At 58.9% G+C, this 24,409-nt stretch carries 21 protein-coding genes and 1 tRNA gene; 9 read left to right on the top strand and 13 right to left on the bottom strand.

What is annotated here, in order from left to right:
- Nucleotides 1-79: 79 nt before the first annotated feature.
- From tilS to CRI94_RS13150, 6 genes are all read right to left on the bottom strand, one after another.
- Nucleotides 80-1,489, bottom strand: coding sequence for a tRNA lysidine(34) synthetase TilS (gene tilS, locus CRI94_RS13175; protein ID WP_098076516.1), 1,410 nt, complete (start codon nt 1,487-1,489; stop codon nt 80-82).
- 19 nt (nt 1,490-1,508) lie between these two features.
- Nucleotides 1,509-3,566 (bottom strand): DNA mismatch repair endonuclease MutL, encoded by a 2,058-nt coding sequence (gene mutL / locus CRI94_RS13170; protein WP_245846190.1) that lies wholly within the window; start codon nt 3,564-3,566, stop codon nt 1,509-1,511.
- 104 nt (nt 3,567-3,670) lie between these two features.
- The gene (locus tag CRI94_RS13165) at nt 3,671-3,916 is read right to left on the bottom strand and encodes a hypothetical protein (RefSeq protein ID WP_245846189.1); all 246 of its coding nucleotides are present in this window, start codon (nt 3,914-3,916) and stop codon (nt 3,671-3,673) included.
- A gap of 102 nt (nt 3,917-4,018) precedes the next feature.
- On the bottom strand, nt 4,019-4,843 hold the full coding sequence (locus CRI94_RS13160; RefSeq protein ID WP_098076513.1) for a phosphatidate cytidylyltransferase: 825 nt from the start codon (nt 4,841-4,843) through the stop codon (nt 4,019-4,021).
- 64 nt (nt 4,844-4,907) lie between these two features.
- Nucleotides 4,908-5,261 carry a putative signal transducing protein gene (locus CRI94_RS13155; protein ID WP_098076654.1) on the bottom strand — a complete coding sequence of 118 codons (354 nt, stop codon included), beginning with the start codon at nt 5,259-5,261 and terminating at the stop codon, nt 4,908-4,910.
- A gap of 137 nt (nt 5,262-5,398) precedes the next feature.
- Nucleotides 5,399-6,412 (bottom strand): type II CAAX endopeptidase family protein, encoded by a 1,014-nt coding sequence (locus CRI94_RS13150; RefSeq protein WP_179862304.1) that lies wholly within the window; start codon nt 6,410-6,412, stop codon nt 5,399-5,401.
- A gap of 245 nt (nt 6,413-6,657) precedes the next feature.
- Between CRI94_RS13150 and CRI94_RS13145 the strand changes: the two genes are divergently transcribed.
- A tRNA-Arg gene (locus CRI94_RS13145) sits at nt 6,658-6,731 on the top strand.
- A 288-nt stretch (nt 6,732-7,019) separates the two neighbouring features.
- On the opposite strand, the gene CRI94_RS13140 is transcribed toward CRI94_RS13145, so the two are convergent.
- From CRI94_RS13140 to CRI94_RS13130, 3 genes are all read right to left on the bottom strand, one after another.
- Nucleotides 7,020-7,700: a porin family protein gene (locus CRI94_RS13140; protein ID WP_179862303.1), complete on the bottom strand. Its 681-nt coding sequence runs from the start codon at nt 7,698-7,700 to the stop codon at nt 7,020-7,022.
- A gap of 200 nt (nt 7,701-7,900) precedes the next feature.
- Complete coding sequence (locus CRI94_RS13135; protein ID WP_098076504.1) at nt 7,901-8,515, bottom strand: hypothetical protein; 615 nt, start codon at nt 8,513-8,515, stop codon at nt 7,901-7,903.
- A 236-nt stretch (nt 8,516-8,751) separates the two neighbouring features.
- Nucleotides 8,752-9,558, bottom strand: coding sequence for a M12 family metallo-peptidase (locus CRI94_RS13130; RefSeq protein WP_098076501.1), 807 nt, complete (start codon nt 9,556-9,558; stop codon nt 8,752-8,754).
- Nucleotides 9,559-9,757: 199 nt separating this feature from the next.
- Here CRI94_RS13130 and CRI94_RS13125 point away from each other — a divergent pair, with 199 nt between their 5' ends.
- From CRI94_RS13125 to CRI94_RS13115, 3 genes are all read left to right on the top strand, one after another.
- A complete protein-coding gene (locus tag CRI94_RS13125) occupies nt 9,758-11,779 on the top strand; it encodes a S9 family peptidase (RefSeq protein WP_098076499.1) in 2,022 nt (673 codons plus the stop codon).
- Between the two features lie 486 nt (nt 11,780-12,265).
- The gene (locus CRI94_RS13120) at nt 12,266-12,979 is read left to right on the top strand and encodes a phosphoribosyltransferase (protein WP_098076496.1); all 714 of its coding nucleotides are present in this window, start codon (nt 12,266-12,268) and stop codon (nt 12,977-12,979) included.
- Nucleotides 12,980-13,009: 30 nt separating this feature from the next.
- Nucleotides 13,010-14,044 (top strand): hypothetical protein, encoded by a 1,035-nt coding sequence (locus tag CRI94_RS13115; protein ID WP_098076493.1) that lies wholly within the window; start codon nt 13,010-13,012, stop codon nt 14,042-14,044.
- A gap of 56 nt (nt 14,045-14,100) precedes the next feature.
- Here CRI94_RS13115 and CRI94_RS13110 read toward each other — a convergent pair whose 3' ends face one another.
- Entirely contained in the window at nt 14,101-15,132 is a 1,032-nt protein-coding gene (locus CRI94_RS13110) for a ribose-phosphate diphosphokinase (protein ID WP_098076490.1), read from the bottom strand.
- Nucleotides 15,133-15,574: 442 nt separating this feature from the next.
- Between CRI94_RS13110 and CRI94_RS13105 the strand changes: the two genes are divergently transcribed.
- From CRI94_RS13105 to CRI94_RS13095, 3 genes are all read left to right on the top strand, one after another.
- Nucleotides 15,575-16,249 (top strand): BON domain-containing protein, encoded by a 675-nt coding sequence (locus CRI94_RS13105; protein ID WP_179862302.1) that lies wholly within the window; start codon nt 15,575-15,577, stop codon nt 16,247-16,249.
- A 129-nt stretch (nt 16,250-16,378) separates the two neighbouring features.
- On the top strand, nt 16,379-17,590 hold the full coding sequence (locus tag CRI94_RS13100) for a baeRF7 domain-containing protein (protein ID WP_098076484.1): 1,212 nt from the start codon (nt 16,379-16,381) through the stop codon (nt 17,588-17,590).
- Between the two features lie 214 nt (nt 17,591-17,804).
- On the top strand, nt 17,805-18,251 hold the full coding sequence (locus tag CRI94_RS13095) for an Hsp20/alpha crystallin family protein (protein ID WP_098076481.1): 447 nt from the start codon (nt 17,805-17,807) through the stop codon (nt 18,249-18,251).
- A gap of 187 nt (nt 18,252-18,438) precedes the next feature.
- Here the strand turns inward: CRI94_RS13095 and CRI94_RS13090 are convergent, their stop codons facing one another.
- Genes CRI94_RS13090 through CRI94_RS13080 form a run of 3 tightly spaced genes read right to left on the bottom strand, consistent with a single transcriptional unit; the run spans nt 18,439 to nt 21,913 of the window.
- Nucleotides 18,439-18,633, bottom strand: a complete 195-nt coding sequence (locus CRI94_RS13090) for a hypothetical protein (protein ID WP_098076478.1) — start codon at nt 18,631-18,633, stop codon at nt 18,439-18,441.
- Between the two features lie 48 nt (nt 18,634-18,681).
- Nucleotides 18,682-21,087, bottom strand: a complete 2,406-nt coding sequence (gene ppsA / locus CRI94_RS13085; RefSeq protein WP_098076475.1) for a phosphoenolpyruvate synthase — start codon at nt 21,085-21,087, stop codon at nt 18,682-18,684.
- Between the two features lie 58 nt (nt 21,088-21,145).
- Nucleotides 21,146-21,913 carry an SDR family NAD(P)-dependent oxidoreductase gene (locus CRI94_RS13080; protein ID WP_098076472.1) on the bottom strand — a complete coding sequence of 256 codons (768 nt, stop codon included), beginning with the start codon at nt 21,911-21,913 and terminating at the stop codon, nt 21,146-21,148.
- A 521-nt stretch (nt 21,914-22,434) separates the two neighbouring features.
- Here CRI94_RS13080 and CRI94_RS13075 point away from each other — a divergent pair.
- Together CRI94_RS13075 and CRI94_RS13070 are read left to right on the top strand one after the other, a co-directional pair.
- Nucleotides 22,435-23,562, top strand: a complete 1,128-nt coding sequence (locus CRI94_RS13075; RefSeq protein ID WP_098076469.1) for a sensor histidine kinase — start codon at nt 22,435-22,437, stop codon at nt 23,560-23,562.
- A gap of 110 nt (nt 23,563-23,672) precedes the next feature.
- Entirely contained in the window at nt 23,673-24,404 is a 732-nt protein-coding gene (locus CRI94_RS13070) for a response regulator transcription factor (protein WP_098076466.1), read from the top strand.
- Nucleotides 24,405-24,409 lie beyond the last annotated feature (5 nt).

The following is a 24,409-nucleotide window of genomic DNA, read 5'->3' as shown; positions in this document are numbered from 1 at the left end:
GTATTACGGCGCATGGAAAAATGAGAGGCATGCGCTCGATTTTCACGTCGAAAACCGATTCGGGTGCTGATACGCAGGGTTACTCACGACGGTTGCCGGGGACGAAGCGCAAGCGGGCGCATCGTGTCGTCCGATCGCGTACGCGGAACGCGTGGTGAATCCGATGCCCGACCACCCAGACGATATGCTCAGGCACGGTGACGACGAGCGTACGCGCTCGCTCATGAGGTGGAACCCGAGCATCCGTCATAACATCTGCTACACCCTTACTCCCCTTCATGCCCAGCGGCTGAATCCGGTCCCCATCTTCCCAGCTCCGAACGACCACGTTTTCTCCAAGGGCGTCAGCATCCATAACGGCTTCCCTGGCCGACTCACCGATGAGATCGTCAATGTCTGTTTCTGGTAGGCGCTCCTCGACCGACATCGTGATTCGTCCGAACGGCGTCGTCACGGGAGATCCGGGCGAGAGCGACATCGGCGAAACGCGCTCAGCTCGGCTCGCTACGATGCGTAAACCGCCGCGATCGCGCCAGACCGTTCCTTGCCCCAACTCCACACGACTCCCAACCTGAGAGTCTAACAAACTTCTCACCTCTCGTGCTACAGCAGCTGTCCGTGGAGCCCCCGGGATGGTCGATCGCAACACATCGAGAATAACTCGATCAGCCCAGACCTCCGGTGCCGAATGCAGGGCCGATTCGCAAAGCACGATCGTCCCTCCCCGCTCTTCCGTGATCGCTTCCACCCAGCGCTGTCGTTCAGGCTCAAGCGTCGCGTCTGAGATTTGGCGGAGGAGCGTCCCCGCATGAGCGATGCGGTCCGTTGCACCCGGAAATGCTTCTTCGATCGACGGTAGGATGGTCGTCCTGAGCTTCGCTCGGGCGTATGGACCTTCCATGTTCGTCGGATCCTCGCGCCAGGGCACCGAATGCTCAGTCGCGTACGCTCGGATCTCGGCTGGTGAGGTGTCGAGCAACGGACGCGCGAGTTGGACCGTGGCGTCGTCGCGCAACGGTCGGAGCCACTTCATCCCTGCAAGCGCCTCAGGTCCTGCGCCCCGAAACAGCCGAAGCAGCACCGTCTCAGCCTGATCCTGACGATGGTGCGCTACGACGACCGTCGCAGCATCCCGTTCATTCGCGACACGTCGGAAAAGATCATACCTCACGTCTCGAGCTACCCGCTGCAGCGACCCCTCGTGGGCCGCGGATGACATATCGGGATGGAACGCGATGAAGTCGACCGAGGACCCGAACGTCTGACAACGATTTCGCACCAGCTCCTCGTCCCGCGAGGCTCCATCTCGCAGCCCATAGTTGACGTGTACCACGACGAGTCGGCGACTGGGCACGAGCACGTCGTTCAGCACGTCGAGAAGAACCATCGAGTCGACGCCACCGCTAACCCCGACGACCACAGACGAATCCCCGGGCCATAAATTGTGCTCGGCCGCAACCTTCCGAACGGTATTTCGCAGATCAGTCATCGCGCAAGTATCAACCGGCTTACTGGCGGAATCGTTGCTCGATTTCCTCCATCGACACGTCGAGCGTCGTGGGCGTTCCGCTCGGATCGGCGTACGGCATCTCGCACGACATCAAGCGTCGGATCAGCGACCGCCGCTCCTCCCGGCTCAGCTCTTGCCCTCGCTGAACGGCACTCTGGTGCGCAAGGGTTTTCGCAATATGCTCCTTTCGCTCCTCCGCGGGTAGCGACGTGCCCTCCCGCAGCTGGTCCATGACGGTCTGCAGAATGGTCGACTCGTCCTCACCCCGAACGTGAACGGGCACCCCGCGCACCTGAACCGTTCGACCACTCAGCCTTTCGAGGTCAAACCCGAGCGCTTTCAGTTCCGGCATCCAGTCGTCGATCATAGCATCCTCGACCGAGTCAAGTTCGACCGTCTGCGGAAAGAGAAGCTGCTGCGACTCTCCGGAGCCGTCGGACCGTAGCTGGCCTAAAGCCTGCTCGTACAGGACGCGCACGTGCGCCGCCCGCTGGTCGATCATGAGCAAGCCGTGCTCGGTCGGTGTAATCAAATACTGGCCGTGGAGCGACCACACGGGCCCGATGGAGGCCTCGCCGTCTTCCGGCTGGCGGTATAACTCGTGCGTCAACTCCCCCGCCTGAGCGTCCGACGCGTCCCGACTCGGTGACGATCGGGTGTGATCGGTCGACGGAGACCCGCCCGGTGATCGACGCCTCGTCCCTGATCCACTCGGCCCTCCTTCCGACCCGGACGATGCCTCATCGAGGCTGTCTGCGGACCGGAACGTCTTCCTGCGCCTCGAACGGGATTCCCCGGAAGCTCCGCCCCCGCCGCTTCGTGGCTGAAACGACGTGGGCGTGCCACGGAAGCGGGGACGGCTGGACTCGTCATCAGATGTGTCCGAATCGGGGGCCGACGACGGCGACGAGGTCCCGCCAGATCGCGATGCAGACTCATCAGACGATCGGCTTGCGCTGGACAAGTCCGTCCTGCCAGATTGAAAACGCGGTGTGTGATTCGCCGTCGCGAGCGCCTGACGCACGGCCGACTTCAGAAAGCCGTAGATCCCACTCTCATCCTCGAACTTGACCTCGGCCTTCGTCGGATGCACGTTCACATCGACGCGGCGCGGATCCATCTCGAGGAACAGCGCGAAGAATGGAAACGCCTTTTCGGGGAGGAGATCTCCGTAGGCCTTGCGGACCGCATGACTCAGGTAGCGATCTTCGACGTACCGCTCGTTCACGAAGAGGAACTGATCTCCCTTCTTCTTCCTTCGTCCTGCGGTCGGATCGATCACGAGACCGCGTACGGACACCTGGCTTGCCTCATCCTCGACATTCAGGAGTGACCGGTCGTCGTCCAGCTCCATGAGGTCGACAACGCGTTGACGCAACGCCGCCAACGGCCCACCATCCGTCGAGATCGACGGCAGGTCGTACAGGGACCGGTCCTTGTGCTCCATCCGAAACGCTATGCCCGGATGTGCCAGACTGAGGAACCGAAAGGTGTCGGTCAGATGCTTCAGTTCCGTCGCTGGCGTTTTGAGGAAGTTGCGCCGCGCGGGGACGTTGTAAAACAGGTTGCGAACGGCGATGGACGTGCCGTTCGGCGCCGCACAGGGTTGGACGTGCACGACATCGCCGCCTTCGACACGAACGTCCGTGCCCACATCATCCTCAACGCGTTTCGTCTTCAGGTCAACCTGCGAGATGGACGCGATGGAAGCGAGCGCCTCGCCCCGAAAACCGAGCGTACGGATCCGGTCGAGGTCTTCGATCGAGCGAATCTTGCTCGTTGCATGGCGATCGAAGCAGCGACGCGCGTCGGCCCGGCTCATTCCGCAGCCGTCATCGATGACCTGGACGAGCGTGCTTCCCGCATCCTTGATGATCAGGTCGATCGAAGACGCCCCGGCGTCGACCGCGTTCTCAATCAACTCTTTTGCCACAGAGGCCGGGCGCTGGACAACCTCACCGGCCGCGATCTTATTCGCCAGCGTGTCCGACATCTGGCGAATGATTCCGTCCGACTCCGAAGAGGTGGCGGCACGCGAAGACGATTCGTCACTCACAGAAAGAAGTGTTCAGTACGTACGTATCGGACAGAGGACCACAGAAACGCGGCTATGCACCGAGTTGCCCCAATTCACACCGCATCGGTACGCCGCTCGACCCACTACCCGAGCGAGTACATGACGAAGATAGCGAACGACAGCAGCCCGATGAGATAGAGAATGCTGAGCGGGCTGCGCTGCCTCTTTTTCCTGCGCTTCACGCGCATCCGACGTTTGATATCTTCCTCTTTGTCGGGATTGTAGAAGCGCGGCTCGTACGTAAAGCGCTTCGGTTTTTTACGGCGTGACGGTGTAAACAGGCCCATGGCAACGTAGAATTCGGGGGAGAAGACCGAGTCTTTACACATTTGCGGCCCGCCGTGCGTTCCGATCACAGAGCCGGACGCGGCCGAGTCTTCCAGCTTCACGTTTCCCCCTTTGCATACACCGTTAGGCTAACCGTATCAGGGTTAGATGATGAACACTTTCGCAACGTACACGAGGTAGAGATATGCGAGCGGCGCGGCAACAACCATCGAGTCGAATCGGTCGAAGAGCCCGCCGTGTCCGGGTAGGATCGAGCTGGCATCCTTCACCCCAGCCGAGCGCTTGATCTGGCTTTCTGCGAGGTCGCCGGCCTGACTCACGACGCCGCAGATCACGACCATAGCAGCCAGATGCACCCACGCGAGATCAACGGCTCCCGTAAGCTTGAAGCCGATCGCGACGAGCCCAGCCGCCAAGACACCGCCGACGGATCCCTCCCACGTTTTGTTCGGGGAAATCGATGGAGCGAGCTTCGTACGACCGATGGCTTTTCCAGTGTACAGCGCAAAAATATCGGTCGCCCACACGAGGAAGAAGATGAGCATCACGACGAAGAAGGCGCCGAGGTCATCGATGAGCGGACCGCGTCCTTCCCGGATCGTCACGAGCGCGGCGAGGAGCCCCGTAGGATAAAGAGCCGACGCCAGCGTCACCATCACATTCGCCAGAAAGCCCCCCCGCTCCACCAGAAATGGGGCCAGAGAGATGAAGCCCACGATGACGGCGATTGCGACGGCCCAGAGCTCCGGAATCATCACGCCGGCCACGATCAACGCCCCGAGCAGGTACCCGATCGGGGCATAGGGCTCCACTCCCGAGGAGCGAGCGATGTCGAAGATCTCGGACTGCGCAACCATCCCGATCCCAGCGATCAGAACAGCGAATGGCCAACCACCCAGGTACGCGAGGCCGAGAACAACGGGAGCGGCCACGAGGGCCGTCAACACTCTTCGGAGGGAGTCGGACATACGGTGTAGTTTAAAAAACAGACGGGGCGGAAAACAGTCGAATGCGGGGTGGTACTCGTCCCCGTCACGATTGGTCGTCCGGGGCGCTGAAGTCGACGCGGTCGTGTCCCGAGTCGAGGCGAGACTGTTCTTCCGGCGTATGAGCGTCCGGCGCATTCGGGTCCGCGCTCATAGCGGCCTTCTCGAGTTCCTCGTCCGTGAGGCGCTGCTGCATTACCTCGCGCGCTTCATCCACGTTCTCCGGAGGAACGAGGACGATTACATTCGCAAGATCACCGACATTCAGGTTAAAGGCGTGATCCCGCTTGGTCAGCACGACTGCTGGAAGTCCAGCGTCGTCGAGTCGGTCGCGCACCATATCAGCTTCGTAGTCGGTTCCCGTCGAAAAGACTGGAACCCAGTTCTCGTACTTGCTCATCGTCGTAGCGGAGTCTATTGGAACGCCGAGGAATGTGAGCACGCAAGCCATGACACAACCGACATGAATCCGTTCGGTTGATGGCACATTCTGCACCGCTTACACACGGCACCGTTCCCGCGAAAAACAATCATCCTTCAGGCAGAGAGGGACAAGTCGTCTTCATCGCCATCCGGCGGGTGAATGTAGGTTTCAAACGCGTAAATGACGCCGGCAAACCCGACGATTCCGAGGACGATCGCGTACCACGGAATCGTGACATCCTGGGCAACGGTTGCCGAGACGTCGTCTTCTCCTCCCATGTATCGCGATCCGACGACGATCATCGCGTTGTTTGCGAAGTGCGCTATGACAGCAGGCCAGAGGCTTCCCGTGCGCCAGGTGAGATACGCGAGATAGATACCGATCGCAGCGAGCGGCAGAAATTGGGTCAATCGTAGATGATAGAACCCGAACAAAAGGCCCGACGCCAGGATGGCCATGAGAGGAGGCATCGCTCGCTCGAACTGACGTTGCGCATAGCCGCGGAAGATCAGTTCCTCGCATATGGCAGGCGTCACAGCCATCACAAGCAGTCCGAACACCAGGCTAAAATCGCTAGCGAGGGCCTGCTCGACGAGTTTCATGCTCTGCTCGTCGAGAACGCGGAAAAACTCAGGCAATGGAAGCTGCTGATTGATCTGCGCTAGCCACTGCGCTACAGGGAGAAGTGCGACCATTCCCGCAAGAGAAAGTCCGAGCGTTCCGGGCGCCGGTGTACGTACGCGCAGAAACGCAGCGATTTTCTGTGCGTGCAGACGGGCAAGGAGCAGCGTTAGCGCTCCAAAGGACACCCACTGGGCGAGTGCATTTGTCAGGAGCAGTTCCTGTGCGTATCCAGAGAGCAGCCGTTCCTGGTTGGTCAAGATCGACATGGCGCCTGGGCCCTCCACGAACGCGAGAATACCGACGAGAATCACCGGCGATACGATCACCTGAAACAGAATGAACCCACCGATAATAGCCAGAAAGCCCGTCATTGAGCCAAACAGGGTTTCGTTCGCAGCGGGTTCGAGCGGGCCGTCCAGAGTAATCCGTCGCCCCGGTGCCCACGGATCGGGGAGCGTCGGGCGGGTTTGCGAACAATTGGATGGGGAAGATGAATCCGACATAAATCGGGAGAAAGTCGGTGATCGATCGACGGGGAGGCGCCAGTTGAACTTCAGGAATCGAACTCCGCCTGACGCATCGGAAAGCATAGAGGGTGAACGACTCATGAGGAAGCGGTTCCCGGATTCTTCGCAGGAACAATAGGATAGCATGGCCAATACATGCGGGTGTCCGAACGGGACGGCGCACCCCGCCATCCTTGCTATGCGATTCTGCGACACCATCGGACGAGCGACTATGACCCCATGCGCTTGTAGCTCAGTTGGATAGAGCGTTGGATTCCGGTTCCAAAGGTCGGGGGTTCGAATCCTCCCAAGCGCACGACAAAGAAGCCCACCTGGCAGTTGCCGGGCGGGCTTTTTCTTTTCCGTATGATTTCGGCTTTTCCACAGCTATGGGGACACACGTTTACCGTCCCCCTCCCCCGCATCGACGTCGCCGAACGAGTCCAGTCGTGACCCGAACTCGAGCAGAACATGATTTCGACCGGGCCTAGGCCAATAAAGAAGGACCTGCGCGATTTGACCGCACAGGCCCTTCGTCAAAATGACGCATCAAGTAGCGACCTGAAGCGTCGGTTTCGCATCGTTGTGCCAGAACAGCGTATTGCTACAGGCGCATGCCGACGACGATGGACCACTCATCATTTCGAACGTCAGGTGCGACGGTGAACCCGTCATTCTCGTCGTCCGCGACACCGTCTTTTACGATATCGGCGATCCCGAGGTCGTACCGGACACCAAGTGTCGCCATGCGGCGAGCCATCTGGAATCCGAGATCTGCACCGAAGACCGCGCCGTAATCCCACCGCTTAAAGGCGTCGTCCCCGTCGATCGAGACGTCCAGTCCACCCATATCGAAATTGGCTTCCCGTCGTGTGGCGAAACCAACGTACGGGCCCGCGTACAGCATCGGCACGTAGCGACTCTGCATCGGGATCGTGTACGAGACAGCCACCGGTAGTTCGACGTAGTCTACGTTGAACGCAACGTCAACATCCGTCATCGCTGCACCGCCGATGGACTCCTCGAACGATAGAGCGCCTCCTTTCTGCGAGTACATCACTTCCGGCTGGAGAGCGAAGCCCGAGCCGAGTGGAACGGCCTTGTAGAGGCTAACCGTGAAGCCGTAATTTCGATCAGTGGAGTTGTCCGTTATTCCGACATTGTCTCCGCGAAGGAGCGCGCCACTTGCACCCGCCCGAACACCAACACCGGACCAGAACTGGGCGAAGGCCGGCGCGACACTGGCGACGAGGACAATCAGCGTAAGGCCAATGAACTTTTTCATGAGATCCCCGCCACGCAGGCGAGGCATTAGGGAAACGTGCCAGACCAGGATGATCCAGCACCGATTTCGCGACGTTTCACCGCACCATTTTCTGGCAGTTCCAGATGGTGGTCAGCTCTTTTAAAAGTTACACCTGTAACCCGGGGCGATGGATCTCTATCGACAGATCAAGACGACAGAAGATAGGCGATACTCTTTTTTCAGTCTCGCTGTCGACGAAATGAAGAAAAGGCATGTCCTCCGTTTGCGTAAACCGGCATGCGCTCCGGCAGCAGCAGAATATTACTGTATCGAACGTGCTGGAAATAGTCGTGCGGCCGCTCCGCTCCCAGATCGGTCAGAACATCCCCAGCGAGCTCGGGCATCGCAAAAAACACAAACTCTCCGAGTCCCAGAACCAGCCAGCCCCAGAAGCGGTCTCCCCAGTACGGATTCGGGACGCCGTCATCGAATTGCTCTCGGAAGTGACTTTTGTTCTCCTCAGTCCAGTCGTAAAACCTCAGCAGCTCTTCGGGGGGCGAATGGATGAATGACTCGACCGTCGGTAGCCATTCATCCACGACGGCCTTTAAGGGAAGGCGAGCTTGAGGTGCTGAGCTCTCGGCTGTAGATGACAGTGCGTCGTACAGGAAATGAGCCACGGCCTGCCGCGGACTGCCCAGAACCAGTGCCGGATGCTCCCCACTTCCCCCTCCGATGACGATGTGCCGAGCATCGCAGACAAAATCACCTCGGATCTCTTCTAACGGATGATACACCGGCAGACCGGCCAGGTATCCAACGAATTCGTGCTCGAACGAGTCAATATGGCTCATCTGTTCACTTGAAATGGTGGTGCTGTTTGAAGGTTATCGGTCGTAAATAACGTCCCTACCGGGCACGCCGACGGCTGCTTCGCTGCACGATACGGCGGTAAACTCGTGGCAGATCGTCGCGCGACACGGACGCGGAATAAACAATTTTGGGGCCACGGGATGAACATGTGGCCGGCTCGACCGCATCGAAGATACCATCTCGGAGCAACGTCCTCTCGCACGGAGTCGATCACGATTTACTGCGACGCGATCGCATCCATGTCCTCGGTGCAGAATTGCTCGAAGCCGGGCACACTGCCGTCGAAGGCGTTTCCGAAGAAGTTCGTCGTCTCAATCGAATAGTACATTACACATTGGTCGTTCGTGCAATGGGCACCGTTCGGATCATCCTGATGGTCCTGCTGCATCGACGTTCCGTTATTTACGAGTCCGAGATTGTGCCCGAACTCATGTCGCAAGACCGTAGCCTCGACGTTCGCCTTCGACGGCTGTGTGACGCCGCCACTGATTTCCTCGATTGTCTGCCCAAAAAAGGCCTGAGATGTGTTGTAGTACGCAATTCCGACGACGTTTTGCGTCGTGAACTTGCCGTCGACGAAGAGAACATATGCCCATAGCGTGTCCGACCGCGTCTCGGTGTACGCATCGCGATACTGGTCTTCAAGATCGACAATATCATTCGTGGAGTAGGTGTCTTGCCCAGCGGCCGGAATCTCGGTTAGGGACTCAACGGTGATGGACGCCTTATCCAGGTGCTGGACGAGCTCCGACCGGAGGTCGGCTAGAGCGGTATCTTCCGGACGATATCCCGTCATATAGTCTACTTCCAGCGCAAGGACCGTAAAGTTCGTATCATCAAGAAACGATCGAGCCGAGTCGCCCGGTGCTTCGCGACTACTGAACGCTGGCGTAGACCCTCCGCCGCCGTCCCCCCCGCCCGGAGTGCCTGGATCCGTGCCTGTCGGACTGCCTCCACTGTCACAACCAACGAGAGAAACGACGCACAGACAGATGACGAGGGTGTGGAGCGAACATGTTCGCATGGGAAGGAAGGGTTGGGTCGAAAAAATCTATTCGCGATACGAGTAATACACTGAAGCGTTCGGCAACACACCGATTATCACCATTTTCAGGCGGTTGTTCTGCATCAATAACTTGCACGTGGGGGCCGCGCTTATGACTTTGGTTCCCATACGACAGCTCATTGTCCCGTCGCCCGCCTCTCCTCTCCCCCTCCCTCCTATGCGCATCCTTTTTGCCGCGTTGCTGTGTTGTATGCTGCCGTTTTCGGCCGTCGGACAGTCCACCAATACCTTTACGGCTGACGATGTCTTTGACCTCGAATGGGCATCCGATCCTCAGATTTCGCCCGATGGCGAGCGCGTCGTCTACAAGCGAATGAGCATGGACAAGATGAAGGATCGACGGCAGTCTCGGCTGTGGGTCGTCGGCACGAACGGGGACTCGAATCGCAAGCTGACGGGTATGGACGTCTCGGAATCGAGTCCGCGCTGGTCTCCGGACGGCAGCCGGGTCGCGTTTACGGCCGGGACCGACGAAGGAAGCGAGATTTATGTGTACGACTTCGATACCGGCATGGCGACGCGGCTCACCCAACTGAACCGTTCACCGTCTGGGCTCCGCTGGTCGCCCGACGGGGAACACATCGCGTTTTCGATGCTCGTACCGGAAGACGCACCGTCCCTCGACGCAGAGATGCCCGACGCGCCAAAAAACGCTGAATGGGCAGATAAGCCGCGCGTTCTCACTCGGCTACGTCATCAGGCCGACGGTCGAGGGTACCTTGAGCCAGGCTACGACCACCTTTTCGTAATCCCCACGGAAGGCGGCGCAGCACGACAAATCACGACGGAAGACTTTCATCATCGTTCGGCCCCCACCTGGCTTCCAGACGGAAGTGGCCTCATTTTTTCCGCCGACCGATCCGATGATTGGGCCCATGACCGGCGAGAGTCGGAGCTGTACCGCGTGGACCTCAAGTCGGACGCGATTACGCAACTCACCGATCGAGACGGGCCGGACTACGCGCCCGCCGTTTCGCCCGATGGTAGCAAAATCGCCTTCCTCGGATTCGATGATCAGGTGCAAACGTTCCAGAACACGCAGCTTTACATTCAGGACCTCGACGACTCAAACCGTCGCTCACTGACGGCCGACCTCGACAAGAGCATTTCGAGCGCAACGTGGGCCGCCGATGGAAACGGTCTGTACGTCTCGTATCTCGAGTCTGGGGATACGAAGGTAGCGTACATCGGGATGGACGGAGAAACGCAAGAGATCACGGGCAATGTCGGGGGCACATCGATTGGCCGTCCTTACACCGGCGGATCGTTTTCCGTATCGGACGATGGGATCATCGCGTTCACGCATGCCACCTCCGAGCGACCTGCGGACGTAGCAACCGTGCAGGCCGATGCGTCTCCGTCCGTCATCACGGCACTCAACAAGGACCTGCTCCCGCACCGTACGCTTGGCGAGGTTGAGGAACTGACCTGGACCTCCGCAGACGGACGTTCCATCCAGGGCTGGGTCGTGCGCCCGCCGAATTTTGACGCGGATGAGACGTATCCCCTTCTCCTTGAGATTCACGGTGGCCCAATCACAAGCTACGGCCCCACCTTCTCTGCCGAAATACAGCTGTATGCCGCGGCTGGCTACGTCGTCCTCTACGCGAATCCGCGGGGAAGCACGGGCTACGGACAAGAATTCGCCAACCTGCTCTACCACGACTATCCGGGGGGAGATTACGGTGATCTCATGACCGGCGTGGACGCTGCGATCGAAACCGGTAGTGTCGACACCGACCAGCTGTACGTCACCGGGGGAAGCGCCGGTGGCACGATGACCGCATGGATCGTGGGCAAGACAAATCGGTTCCGCGCCGCTGTCGTGACGAAGCCCGTCATGAACTGGTACAGTAAGACGCTGGTGGCAGACAATTACTACGGTTACGCGCATTACCGCTACCCCGGCTACGCGTGGGAGAACCCAGAGAAATACCTCGAAGAATCCCCGATCTCTCTCGCCGGCCAGATCGAGACGCCGACGATGACTATGGTCGGATCCGAGGATCTTCGGACGCCGCCTTCGGAGGCTCTTCAGCTGTACCATGCGCTAAAGATTCGCCAGATCGAAACTGCTCACGTGGAAATCCCCGGCGCGTCGCACCACATCGCCTCCCGGCCGAGTCAGCTTGCTGCGAAAGTGGCCTACACGCTCGCGTGGTTCAAGAGATATCGCTAACCCCAACCTACCCCCGTTCATTCGAGCCCCGGTGGACCCCGAGTCAACTCTCTCGGTGTCACCGGGGCTCGAGTGTATGACCACCGTCGGCCGCCAAGCAGACGGGGGCGACCGAATATCAATGACGTCAATTGTTACCTCATTTGATGCCCGTTGTAGCAGACGCGCCTTGAGGCAGATGACCAAACAAACCGCCGCGAGACCCTCATTTCTACACCCGACCATCGTTTGCTCTACATCCTATTGCTACGATGTCCTGCCACCACTGTCCGTTCTGGTTAGGTTCGAGCGCGTCAGGACCAGCGAGGTTCGATAAAAAGAGACATGCTTCCCACGGGCTTGATCTCACTCTCGTAGCAATAGCCACGATGCCGTCGCGCTGTCGTAAGACGCGGAGGCTCACCTTCCACCTCGAACTACCGAAGGAACTCCGTGCAGAATGGTGAGGCGCACGACATTTTTTAAAGATCGACAGCGAAGCGCACGATGGCCGTTCCTTATCGCTATACAAATCGACAAGAGGCCGGACAGTACCTGGCCCGGGAGCTTGAGTCGTATCATCGAATGAATCCGATCGTGCTCGGCCTTCCCCGTGGCGGCGTGATCGTTGCTGCGGAGGTCGCCCGCGCCCTAAACGCCCCTCTTGACATCTGGGCTGTTCGAAAACTCGGACTCCCGCAACAACCGGAGCTGGCGTTTGGTGCGATCTCCTCCGACGACGTGATGGTATTCGACGAGTCGCTGATCCGCTCGGCGCGACTCTCGGAAACCACAATCGAGGCTGTTGCAAAGCGGGAGTTTGCCGAACTAAATCGGCGAATCAACCGCTACCGCACTGCACAGTCATTTCGATCGATATCGAATTACGACATCGGCGGGAGCAATATCATCCTCGTGGATGATGGGCTGGCGACGGGACTGACGGCTGAAGCTGCAATTCGGTCGCTTCGAATGCACAACCCGAACACGATCATCATGGCCGTGCCCGTTGCAGCCGAGGACTCCGCAAACCGAATTCGCCCGCTTCTCGACGGGTTCGTCTGCCCAATAACGACCCGTAATCTCGTCGCGATCGGCGCCTGGTACAGCGACTTTCCGCAGACATCGGACGAAGACGTACTCGCGGCCCTTAGCGACGCATCCGCCACAGCACGGGCAGAAACAAGTAAGGCATCACGCAATCAAACACGCGAGGCTTAACGCGACCCTCTCATCCCGAATCCGCAGACGATGTCCAATCGGCTGAATGACTCTCCTTGCGGATCCCCAACCATTCAGGATGAGGTGGATTTTCTCAGTGATCCCTCGACATATCCGGGCAAAGACGCTCCGGTGACCACCATTGAAACGCACATGGCGTGGGTTTTCCTGGTCGGCGATGAGGCGTACAAGCTCAAGAAGTGCATTAAGCGTCCCGGGATGGATTACAGCACGCGAGCAGCGCGGCGTCACGATGCGTTCGCGGAAGTTCGACTCAATCGGCGGCTGGCCCCTACCATCTATCGAGGCGTCCAACGTATCACGCGTGGCCCGGATGGTGCGTTGCGCCTGAACGAAGACGGCGACGTTGTGGATTGGGTCGTTCACATGCGTCGGGTTCCGGGCCATGCATCCGTTCATGCGCACATCGAGGCGGATTCGCTCACGCGATCCCACATTCGTGCGGTGGCAGATCGACTCTCCCGGTTTTACAGGGACTCCCCTACCGTTGGCCTCAATCCATCGGCGTACATCGAACGCTTTCACAGCCGACTCGACTTCAACGAAGACGTCCTTCGCACGCCTGCCTACGCCCTGAACGCCTCTCTGATATCTGACGCCACCGAGCGGTTACGCAACCACATCGACGGGCATGCAAGCGACCTCTCGGCGCGCGCATCGCGGGTTGTTGATGGACATGGCGACCTCCGCCCGGAGCACGTCTACTTGCAGCCGTATCCACTCGTGATCGACTGCATCGCGTTCGACCGCGGTCTGCGACTGCTAGACCCTGCCGACGAGTTGTCGTTTTTGTCGATGGAGTGCACGCAGCTGGGCGCCGAGTGGGTCGGCCCCGAATTGTTCGATGTCTATTCCGATATTACCGGCGACCACCCGACTCCCTCCCTGATCTCATTTTATCAGGCACAGGAAGCGTGTACGCGCGCACGCCTAGCTATCTGGCATCTCGATGACGGCGACGACGTGGACGCCGCACACTGGCGAAACGAAGCAGAGCGCTACCTCCTCACGACCGTTGCAGAGATGGAGCGAGCCAAGCCGTAGCGCGTGCAAACCAGCAATGGATCCCGCTCTCTGGTGCCTGCACATGCTCGCGACGCTCACTCGGCAGATACCACTTTGCGCTCCGGCACGTACACATCCGTCATGTGACTCAGCGAGTCGTCGTTGTGCATCCGGTGGATGACCTCCGCGAGCAGTCGCGAAATGTCGACACGAACGACCTTCGTCCGGCAGTGGCCCGTGGGTAGCCGGGATGCCGACACCGAATTGGTCACGTATACCGCGTCCAGGCTCGGATGCGCGAGGGTTACCCCGGCTTCGGGAGCGAACAACCCGTGCGTAACAGCCGCGATCACACTGTTTGCTCCCTGTGCTCGACAGGCTCGCGCCGCCTGAACCAGTGTGGTCCCCGAACTGATCAGGTCGTCAACAATCACAACCGTTCGCCCCTGGACGCGCCCGACCACCGAACCGCCCCGAACGATGCCTTCACTTCGTTCCTTTTCGACAAACGCGAGGGGCACGTCGTCACCGAGGTGTGCGGCGAGATGCTTCCGACACGCTTCGGCCCGCTTCGCCCCGCCCACGTCCGGAGAGACGACCGTGACCGGCAGCGAAATTCCGCGCTGCCGAATGCGTTCGATGAGAGTCGGAATCGCTGTGATATGCTCCGTCGGACAAGAGAACGCGTTCTCAAACGCCGACACGTTATGCACGTCAACCGTCAGCACCACGTCGGTACCCACCGCTTCGAATAGACGCGCAACATAACGGGTCGTGACGGGGTCTCGCACCTTCGTGCGGCGATCCTTTCGAGAATAGCAGAGATACGGGACGATCGCGGTGACGCGGGCCGCTCGGGCATCGTTGAGCGCGCCGATAAAGAAAAGCATTCGGAGCAGTTTGTCGTTTGCACTCGCCCCCTTTTCTCCGTCTAAGCTGCTGATCACGTACACGTCCGCCCCCCGCACGCTCCGTAATGGCCGCGACTTGTGCTCGCCCGCTTCGAACTCTCGTTCTTCGTGTGGACTGAGCGACGACCCGAGGCTCCTCGCCACCTCTTCACCGAGGCGGCGACTCGTGTTCATCGCGAACACGTGAAGTGGAAAAGACTGAGCGGATGCAATCATGGATGCGACCCAACCTTATTCGTGTAGATGAGGCGTTTGCACGATCCTGCCGCTACACCTCGGTTTCTTCGGAAAAGGCTATCAAGGAATGCGCATGACCCCATTCGTCTGATCGGTCAAGTCCCCTCGGGCGCAAACGGACCTGACACTAAGGTTCAATCGCTTTCCGACGAACGACCTCAATCATTTGAAGACGGAGATCTGCATCTCTCAAGCACGCTGTTGGCCTTCCGCATCCCGATGGTGTCGTGCTGCAACGATGCCCCCGTTCACATTCCGATCCTGCCTGACCGCTTCTGTCCCAGAACGATGGGTGTCGTGGTATGAAATCGTGCTACGCTGCAGATGCCTGTCAGGAGCAGTTTCACACTCCAGAGGTCTACGCACGACCTCTCTTTACTTCGCAGTTGACCACCATTCAATTCTCAGAGCGTACGCACCCATGGCGATCAAGAAGCGCGACAAAGAACTACGACAGCACGTGATCGATGCGCTCGACTGGGAACCCAGCATCGACTCGAACAACATTGGGGTGACCGTATCGAGCGGCGTCGTCACGCTTACGGGGCACGTCATTACGCTTGCGGAGAAACGCCAGGCGGAGAAAACGGCTCTGAGCGTCGCCGGGGTGAAGGGTCTCGCCAATGAAATCGAGGTCACGCTCGTCTCCGCCCATAAGCGAACCGACACAGACATTGCAAAAGCCGCGCTCAGCCGCATCAACGACCACGTTCAGTTGTCCGACCAGGACGTCCAGATCAGTGTCAACGACGGTCGCGTGACTCTGGATGGGTCGGTCGACTGGCACTATCAACGGCGCCGCGCGGAGGAAACGGTTCGATACATTCGCGGCGTACGCGAGATTCAGAACAACCTGACAGTGAAACCCGCAACCACGCCCGCAAACCTTCGGGGTCGCATTCGAACCGCCCTCGAACGCAGGGTCGACAAGGAAGCGGCGGGCATCGATATCGAGATCGCCGGTTCGGCCGTAACGCTCACCGGAACGGTACGCTCATGGGCGGACCGTGAAGACATCGAGCGGGCCGTCTGGGCTTCGCCCGGAATCACGGACGTAACGAACAAACTCGTCGTCGGCCGCGGCGTGGCTGCCTGATCAAACGCGCCGACGAACGATGTGCACGTACGGTCCGATTCTGCGTCCATCCTCAAGAATCGTCATCAGCGCCAGCCCTCTTTGCTCTCCTTGCCTCTCTTCTTCCGTTCTGTTACAGGAAGACACAACATGACCCACGCCTCCACGAACCCGCAGCGACTGATTCAAACGCTCATTGAGATCGACGCTCCGGTGGTGATCTCGATCTACGTGCCCCTTGAGCGCACCTGGAACCGAAACAACATGTTTCAGAAGGAGCTCCGAGGCCTGCTGGAGCAGGCAGAGATTGAATGCGAACGGTTCACACACGCATCCGCTGACATCACCCCGATGCTCGAACAAGCTGCAGGTGAAATCACGGCAGCACGTGCAGCTGACCCGGATGCGGACGGCATTGTGATCATCCTGACACCATCAGAGATGATTGTCGAGTCGCTCCCATTCACACCGCCGCTTCACGCCGCGGTGGATACCGTACCGGACCTTCGCTACATCTGGCCCAATGTTTACCCGGACCGTCCGTACTACGTGGCCGCATTGTCCGCAGGCGGCGTCGGCCTGTTCCGCGGCACTCGATACTCAATACAGCGCGTCGATCTTGGCCCGGATGCGTACCAGACGCTGGATGAGTTTCGTCAGTTCGACCAGCCCGTCCGCTCCGTACGCTATCACACAGGAACGCCGGCACAGGGTCAGGGTGGAGGCGGACGGCGCCCTGCGATGTTTTTCGGCCACGAAGACGCGGGAGATCGTGCGTACAAGAACGAGGGCATCCTCCAGTTTCTTCGGTACATCGACAACCAAATCCGGAAACGCATCGACCCGGACGTACCGCTCCGACCGCTCCTCCTGGCCGGCCCCGACCGTCTTCGCGGACTGTACCGGGCGGTGAACCAGTATCCCAGGCTCCACGACACGGAAATCGAAGGGGAATACACTGAAGGAACCAATCGAGCGTGGGATACGCAGGCGCTACATGCATCTGCCTGGCCGCTCATTCAAACGGACTTGCTCCGAGAACGCGAGGAGGCCATGGACCGATTTCGAGGCGCTGCCGAACGGGGGAGCACGAGCCTGAGTCCCATTCTCTCGGGTGCGGTTAGTGGGCGTGTCGACACGCTTTTTATTTCAGCTGCCGCGCCGCCCGTCTGGGGAAATATCGGAGAGGATGGCGTCCCGCACCTTCGCGTCGATCGCCGCAGAGGGGATGGTGATCTCCTCAACGCTGCACTGATCCACACGCTCCGGACGGGAGGGGTTGCGTATGCATACGAGGACGGCGTCCCCGCCTTTGCTGAGCGCCGTCAACAACCGCGGATCGCGGCACGATTCCGATACTAAACGGGTCCCGAGCCTCCATCCGACCACAGAGCCAACTCGTCTCGCAGGGCTGTCTTATTTCTCCTACAGCAGCCTCCCGATATTTCGGATGGCGGCCGGTCCGAGTATCTGTTCTCCAGATCGGTCGAGGCGCGGTAGATTACACGCAGTCGTTACGGGCTGATGACCTATCGTCATCACCCGGTCCTCCTTTCACGCAACCTATGCGAACATAATGGATCTTCTCACGCGATATCGCCCAGCTCAGGGTTTGCGCGGCCTTCAGGATGAAGTCAACCGCATGTTCGACGACCTTTTTGTTTCCTCACGCCAGGATACGGACGAAGCAGGGGCCGCCGTCTGGGCCCCACGGGTGGACATGATGGAAACGGAAAATGACTACATGATACGGGCGGACTTGCCCGGCATGACGAAAAACGAGATTAATGTCCGCCTCGAAGACAATCGGCTGATCATCAACGGACAACGTAAAGCCGAAAAGAAAACCGAAGATGCTAGCGTGATCCGGACGGAACGCACCTTCGGCTCTTTCTACCGCTCCATTCGCTTGCCGAGAACCGTCGACGACTCAAAAATCGACGCTTCGTTCAAAAACGGAGTCTTGGAGATCACGGTACCGAAAGTCGAATCTGCCAAGCCGAAGCAAATTGAGATTCGCTAACCAGTAACGTCTCCTTCCCAAGAAGGAGAAGGCCCGCCCCCATCTCGGGTACGGGCTCGATTGCCTCGGTGCGACCGCCATTCTTGTCCCCCCTCGTCGAGCACATCGATCAGACGGAGGATGGCCGGCCCGCATCGGGGCAATTTTCTTATCTGCGTGCCGGAAGAATATCGACGGAACCGAGAACTTACGTTTTACCCACCGGGGCCTGAAGGAGGCGACGAAGCTCGTCGTAGTGTTCTGCGGAAAGACGCAATGGGTCACGCTCCGGGTGAGCAAAGTGAATCGCGATCACCTGACCAAGCTGAGCGTGATCTTCCTCTCGGATGAAAACCACGTGGTCGAGATTGATGCTAATCCCAGCGATTTCAACGAAGTTCATGGTAGATTGAACGTCTAGGTGAGCATGGTTAGGCCAACGATGTGCGCGTCACTGAATGGGCTGCGCAATCTTTTTCTCTGCCTCTGCGACGGTTTTGAGCGTCTGCACGACGCTGTCCGGAAGCACGGAAATTGAGTCGATGCCGGCCTCCACGAGCATCGAGGCAAAGTCTGGATAGTCGCTCGGCGCCTGTCCGCAGATGCCGACCGGGCAGTTCACAGAGTGAGCGCGCTGGATGAGGCTGCGGATGGTTTCGATAACCGCCGGGTGCCGCTCGTCAAACAAGTATGCGAGCCGTTCGGAATCCCGATCGACTCCGAGCACGAGCTGCGTCAGGTCGTTCGATCCGATGGAGAACCCGTTGAAGCGCTCGGCAAAGGACTCGGCCAGCGTGACATTCGACGGGATCTCTGCCATCACGTAGACCTGGAGACCGTCGCCTCCGCGGACGAGTCCGTGCTGCTCCATCTCTTCCAACACGCGATCCGCCTCTTCCGGCGTCCGGCAGAAGGGAATCATGATGACGACGTTCGTGAAGCCCATCTCAGACCGGACGCGATGGAGCGCCTGGCATTCGAGCGCGAACCCGTCACGATAGGCGTCGCTGTAGTAGCGGGATGCGCCGCGCCATCCGAGCATCGGATTCTCTTCTTTCGGTTCGAATGGCGCCCCACCGACGAGCTGAGCGTATTCGTTGGTTTTGAAATCACTCAATCGCACGATGACGGGACGCGGATACTGCGATGCCGCAATCGTAGCGATGCCTTGAGCGAGCGTTTCGACGAAGAAATCTTCCGGCGAATCGTGACGTAGCGTGAGCCACTCGATCTCCGAGCGCACGTCTGGCTCATCGATCTCATCGAACCGGGTGAGCGCCAGAGGATGTGCGCGGATGACCTGATTGATGATGTACTCCATGCGTGCGAGGCCGACTCCATCCACGGGTAGACGCCACCATCGAAGCGCCGTCGCCGGACTCGCGACATTGATCATAATGTTTGTGCGGGTCTTTGGCAGATCCGCAAGCGCGATCTCTTCGGTCCTGAACGCGAGTTTGCCGTCGTAGACAACGCCCTGCGCTTCGCCAGCACACGAGACCGTCACCTGTTGACCGGACTCCAGGACAGACGTCGCGGTCCGCGTCCCAACCACCGCCGGGACTCCCAGTTCTCGGCTAACGATAGCCGCGTGAGACGTTCGGCCCCCATGATCTGTCACGATCGCCGATGCCTTCCGCATAATCGGGACCCAGTCCGGATCGGTGTTCTCCGCCACGAGGACGGCCCCCTCGGGAAAGGTCGACGACGATGTCGGATCGGTCACAATACGTACTGGCCCGGAGGCGATGCTTTCTCCTACGCTTTGCCCCTTCACCAGCTCTTGTCCCGTTTCGATCAGCTGATAGCTCGTGATCGTCGACGTGCCGGCCTTACCGTGGACCGTTTCAGGGCGGGCCTGGACGATGTAGATCGCGTCGTTTTCGCCATCTTTGGCCCACTCAATATCCATCGGAAAACCGTAATGGTCCTCGATGTCCGCCCCCCAGCGAGCGAGGCGCTGAATTTCCGAGTCCGTAAGTACGAAGGCTTCCCGCTCTTCTGGCGTGGTTTCGACGCTGGACGTTCCGCTCCCCGTTCCTTCCTCAGTATAGACTAGTTTCTGCCGCTTCGTCCCGCACGTCTTCTCGAGAATCGGTGGTCCACCCTTTCGATCAACGAAGGGCGTGTAGACCATGTACTGGTCCGGCGTGACCTGGCCCTTGACGACGACCTCTCCGAGTCCCCACGCGGCGTGAATAAGGGCGACATCGCGAAACCCGCTTTCCGTGTCGATGGTGAACATCACACCGGCACTCGCCCGATCCGCGCGCACCATTTGCTGGATGCCGACCGAGAGAGCGACCTTCATGTGGTCGAACCCATGAGCCTCGCGGTACGAAATCGCCCGCTCCGTGAACAGCGACGCGAAACACCGACGACAGGCGGCCTTCAGATCGTCTTCTCCTCGCACGTTTAGGAAGGACTCCTGCTGACCGGCGAAACTAGCGGTCGGCAGATCTTCCGCGGTCGCGGAGCTTCGAACGGCTACGCTCACGTCGTCTCGTTTAAGTCGTCTGCCGAGCTCTCGATACGCCTCCGTGAGCTGTTGGTCAAGCGCTTCGGGCAGCGGAGCCTCGCGGATGAGCGTCCGGATCTCCCGAGCGGCTTCCGTCGCCGAGATGTCTCCATCGCCTACCGCATTCAAATGCTTCTCGATAGGAGTGCGCAGGTCACTTTCGTCCAGCAGCGCCCAGTACGCATCCGATGTCGTCGCAAATCCCGGAGGCACGCGGACGCCACTTGCAGACAGGTTCTGTACAAGTTCGCCAAGGGACGAATTTTTTCCGCCGACAAGAGCAACGTCGTCCTTTGTGAGTGTCTCGAACCAGCGGATGAAGACGGGGGAATCGGACATCACTCTTCGGGGGAATTAACGTGGTACAGCGAACGAGATTCGTAACGAGCCGACGTGATCAGCGCGCGGTATACCCACCGTCAATGACCAGCTCAGACCCCGTGACGAATTTGGCCTCATCGGAGGCAAGGTAGAGCACCCCGTAGGCGATATCTTCTGGTTTGCCCATATGACCGAGTGGGTGCATAGCGGCCGTCTGTTGCTTCCCCTCTTCGACGTCACCCATCTTCTTCAGGTGATTCTCGACCATGGGCGTCCAGATGTAACCCGGATGGATGGAGTTGACGCGGATCTTGTCCTCCGCGTACAGCAGAGCATCCGTCTTGGTCATCAGGCGCACGGCTCCCTTCGAGGCATGGTATGGCGGAACGTCCGGCCCGCCAACAAGCCCGTAGATGGACGAGATATTGATGATACTGCCCGCACCCGCCTCCTTCATGTACGGGATGGCGTGCTTCGTGCAGTAGAATACGCCCATAACGTTGACGTCCATGACCCGCTTCCAGTCGTCCGCTTCGATCTCATGGGTCGGGAGGTTGACACCGGAAATTCCGGCATTGTTGACGAGGACATCCACGCGCTCGTAGTGATCGTGGATTTCGGCAAACGTATCGCGCACCTCTTCTTCGACCGAAACGTCCATCGGCCAAAATTGCGCCTCGCCTCCCGCATCTCGAATTCGACGGGCCGCCTCCTTCCCCTCGTCATCCAAAACATCCGTCAGTGCCACACGGGCGCCTTCATCTGCAAAGACCTCAGCCGTGGCCTTACCAATACCAAGTGCTGCTCCCGTAACGATGACAACTCGATCTTCGGCGCGTCCCATAACTGCCTCTATCCGGGAAAGTGTAGGAGGAGACTCAGGTGCTCAACGAGAGCCGATGCCGCGCAGAATGACTACGGCATCCACCTCGTAATTAGTCGTCATTCCTACATCCGACCGTCTCGATCCGGCATTGAAAACTGTCATACATTCTCTCCGCCGTCCCTGGGAATTTATCCGATTAAGTATAGGCTCAAACCGGACATAGCGAGTCCTCACGCGATGATGACTTGCGATAAATATATTACGATCGGCGATTCTACCACATAGTGGAAGCGTACTATAGGGAATTCCCCCACGCCCATACATCAGTCAACCCGCCCCCGCAAGTGCGGCAGGATCGCTACGAGTAGTCGTCATGAGGCTCGTATTCTGCATCTAGACTCAGTGCGGTCCGACTCTGCCTAATCGTGGTATACAATGCTGATGTTATCGGATCTGCCATCCCAAACGCGACCCGGCGACGTTTGAAGCCAGACAGAAATCTACCGGCTCGCAAGCCTCCGTTATAAGTATCCACTGCCATGTTAGCCACCCCGACGCACGAGACGGAAGAGACATGCGATAACGCTCTCCATCCTCATATTTTCGACCTTGACCATGTCGAAATCCCCATCATCCTCATTGAGCAAACTGGCGCTATCGCAGCGATGAACGAGTGCGGGCTCGCCGTTCTACAGGTCAATGACACATCTCAAGCCAGGACCGACTTTGTTGACCGTTGCGTCGCGCCTTCGGATCAACGCGACGTGCGGGAGACGATTCGAAAAGTGCTAGAACGAGGCGAAGAGGACCGATCATTTAAGGTCCGCTTCCGGTGGCGTAACAGGTCGGGCACAGAGAACGACGCCTCCCATCGACAGTCGATTGATGGCGGGGCCACGCCGAGTACGATGGAAGCTCGGATGAGAGCGTGGGACACGGATGAAGGCCCATTCGTCGTGGTATCTTTAATCGACCGGTCGAAGGAATCAGAACTCAACCAGGTTGTCGCAAACATCAGCGAGAACGAGCGCTGCCGAATCGGAGAAGACCTGCACGACCTGGTCGCCTCACGCATTACCGCCATTTCCATTCGGCTCCAAAATCTCATGAGTCGGATCGACAAGGAAGAGCCGGATCAACTGCGGCAGAGCCTTTCCCCGATCCTGGACGACGTCTGGAGCGTATCATGCGATGTTCCTTCCCTGTCCCACACGCTCTATCCGGTCGAAATCGCGGATACGAGTCTCGCTGAAGCGCTTCAGAATCTCGTCAACACGTTTGACGAGCGGCACGAACCAACATTTCAGTATTTGGGCGATCCGTTTGAGGAGAGACCGGACGATGTGGAGACGGCAACGCACCTCTACCGAATCGCCTATGAAGCGCTGAATAACGCCCTGCATCACGCCAATGCGAATCACGTCTGGATCGATCTGTCAGCCGCAGGCGACATCCTCGAGTTGTCCATCTGGGATGATGGTCGCGGAATAAGTAACGGTACATCATCCGGTGGTCTCGGTCTTCACCTCATGCAATGTCGTGCCGACGTAATCGGTGCAGAATTGAAGGTGATGCCCGCGCCCCGCGGGGGAACCCTCGTCCGATGCCTGTGGCAAAATCGGTGCACCAGTAACACCGACGATGGGATGCGTCACACACTCAACTGACCAATTCTTCTCCACCTGCCGCGCCCTTTTCGTGAGTGGCCGCGGCACTGCCTCCCCCCTGTTACATCGGTGATCGAGCGAGTCTTTTCTTCACCCGATGCCGAAATACCGTGACCACACAAGAAAATACCCCCGTTACGTCGAGCGTCTTTCTGATTGATGACCATCCCGCGATCCGCGACGCGATCAAGGATGCCATCCGCGATTCATCGTCGTTCACGATTCATGGAGGCGCGGGTACCGCCGCCGAGGCAATTGAAGCCATTGAGACCGATCCTCCGGATATCGTCGTCCTGGATCTGTCTCTTCCCGATGCTCACGGGCTCGATCTCGTACGACTCATCCAGACGCGGCAACCGTCGGTAGAGATCTTGGTGTTTTCGATGTACGACGAAACCGTGTACGCCGAACGCGCCCTGCAGGCTGGGGCCCGCGGGTACCTGATGAAGTCCGAACCCATCTCCGACCTTCTGGAGGCTCTGAATACGGTACAGAGAAAGTGTATCTACCTGAGCTCGGTGATGCTCCGACGACTTCTCTCCGGAACGCAGTCGAAGACAGCGCTCGAGCCGGACCCCGTCGATTCACTCACCGATCGAGAACTGGAAGTGTACCAGCTCATCGGAGAGGGATACACCGTCTCCGATATCGAGAATCACCTGAACGTGAGCCGCGGCGCGGTGGATAAGTACCGCCGCCGCGCGATGAAGAAGCTGGGGTGTAACTCCGTTCGCGAACTCCTGCGGCGTGCAGTGCTGTGGGTACACGAACAGGGTACCCGGAAGAAGTCCATGAGTCCGACGATGGCGCAGGAGCCGGTGGACTCGGTTGGCTCGTTCTAACCCCG

It is taken from the genome of Longibacter salinarum, from assembly GCF_002554795.1.
GTDB classification, from domain to species: domain Bacteria; phylum Bacteroidota; class Rhodothermia; order Rhodothermales; family Salinibacteraceae; genus Longibacter; species Longibacter salinarum.
The sequence above is the reverse complement of the archived record's forward strand: the minus strand, read 5'-3'. Positions and strand labels throughout refer to the sequence as shown.

Excerpts from the sequence above, each read along its gene's own strand:
- tilS (WP_098076516.1), bottom strand. The coding sequence starts at position 1,489 with ATGACTGATCTGCGAAATACCGTTCGGAAGGTTGCGGCCGAGCACAAT.
- CRI94_RS13165 (WP_245846189.1), bottom strand. The coding sequence starts at position 3,916 with ATGTGTAAAGACTCGGTCTTCTCCCCCGAATTCTACGTTGCCATGGGC.
- CRI94_RS13160 (WP_098076513.1), bottom strand. The coding sequence starts at position 4,843 with ATGTCCGACTCCCTCCGAAGAGTGTTGACGGCCCTCGTGGCCGCTCCC.
- CRI94_RS13155 (WP_098076654.1), bottom strand. The coding sequence starts at position 5,261 with ATGAGCAAGTACGAGAACTGGGTTCCAGTCTTTTCGACGGGAACCGAC.
- CRI94_RS13150 (WP_179862304.1), bottom strand. The coding sequence starts at position 6,412 with ATGTCGGATTCATCTTCCCCATCCAATTGTTCGCAAACCCGCCCGACG.
- CRI94_RS13140 (WP_179862303.1), bottom strand. The coding sequence starts at position 7,700 with ATGAAAAAGTTCATTGGCCTTACGCTGATTGTCCTCGTCGCCAGTGTC.
- CRI94_RS13135 (WP_098076504.1), bottom strand. The coding sequence starts at position 8,515 with ATGAGCCATATTGACTCGTTCGAGCACGAATTCGTTGGATACCTGGCC.
- CRI94_RS13130 (WP_098076501.1), bottom strand. The coding sequence starts at position 9,558 with ATGCGAACATGTTCGCTCCACACCCTCGTCATCTGTCTGTGCGTCGTT.
- CRI94_RS13125 (WP_098076499.1), top strand. The coding sequence starts at position 9,758 with ATGCGCATCCTTTTTGCCGCGTTGCTGTGTTGTATGCTGCCGTTTTCG.
- CRI94_RS13120 (WP_098076496.1), top strand. The coding sequence starts at position 12,266 with ATGGCCGTTCCTTATCGCTATACAAATCGACAAGAGGCCGGACAGTAC.
- CRI94_RS13115 (WP_098076493.1), top strand. The coding sequence starts at position 13,010 with ATGTCCAATCGGCTGAATGACTCTCCTTGCGGATCCCCAACCATTCAG.
- CRI94_RS13110 (WP_098076490.1), bottom strand. The coding sequence starts at position 15,132 with ATGATTGCATCCGCTCAGTCTTTTCCACTTCACGTGTTCGCGATGAAC.
- CRI94_RS13105 (WP_179862302.1), top strand. The coding sequence starts at position 15,575 with ATGGCGATCAAGAAGCGCGACAAAGAACTACGACAGCACGTGATCGAT.
- CRI94_RS13100 (WP_098076484.1), top strand. The coding sequence starts at position 16,379 with ATGACCCACGCCTCCACGAACCCGCAGCGACTGATTCAAACGCTCATT.
- CRI94_RS13095 (WP_098076481.1), top strand. The coding sequence starts at position 17,805 with ATGGATCTTCTCACGCGATATCGCCCAGCTCAGGGTTTGCGCGGCCTT.
- CRI94_RS13090 (WP_098076478.1), bottom strand. The coding sequence starts at position 18,633 with ATGAACTTCGTTGAAATCGCTGGGATTAGCATCAATCTCGACCACGTG.
- ppsA (WP_098076475.1), bottom strand. The coding sequence starts at position 21,087 with ATGTCCGATTCCCCCGTCTTCATCCGCTGGTTCGAGACACTCACAAAG.
- CRI94_RS13080 (WP_098076472.1), bottom strand. The coding sequence starts at position 21,913 with ATGGGACGCGCCGAAGATCGAGTTGTCATCGTTACGGGAGCAGCACTT.
- CRI94_RS13075 (WP_098076469.1), top strand. The coding sequence starts at position 22,435 with ATGTTAGCCACCCCGACGCACGAGACGGAAGAGACATGCGATAACGCT.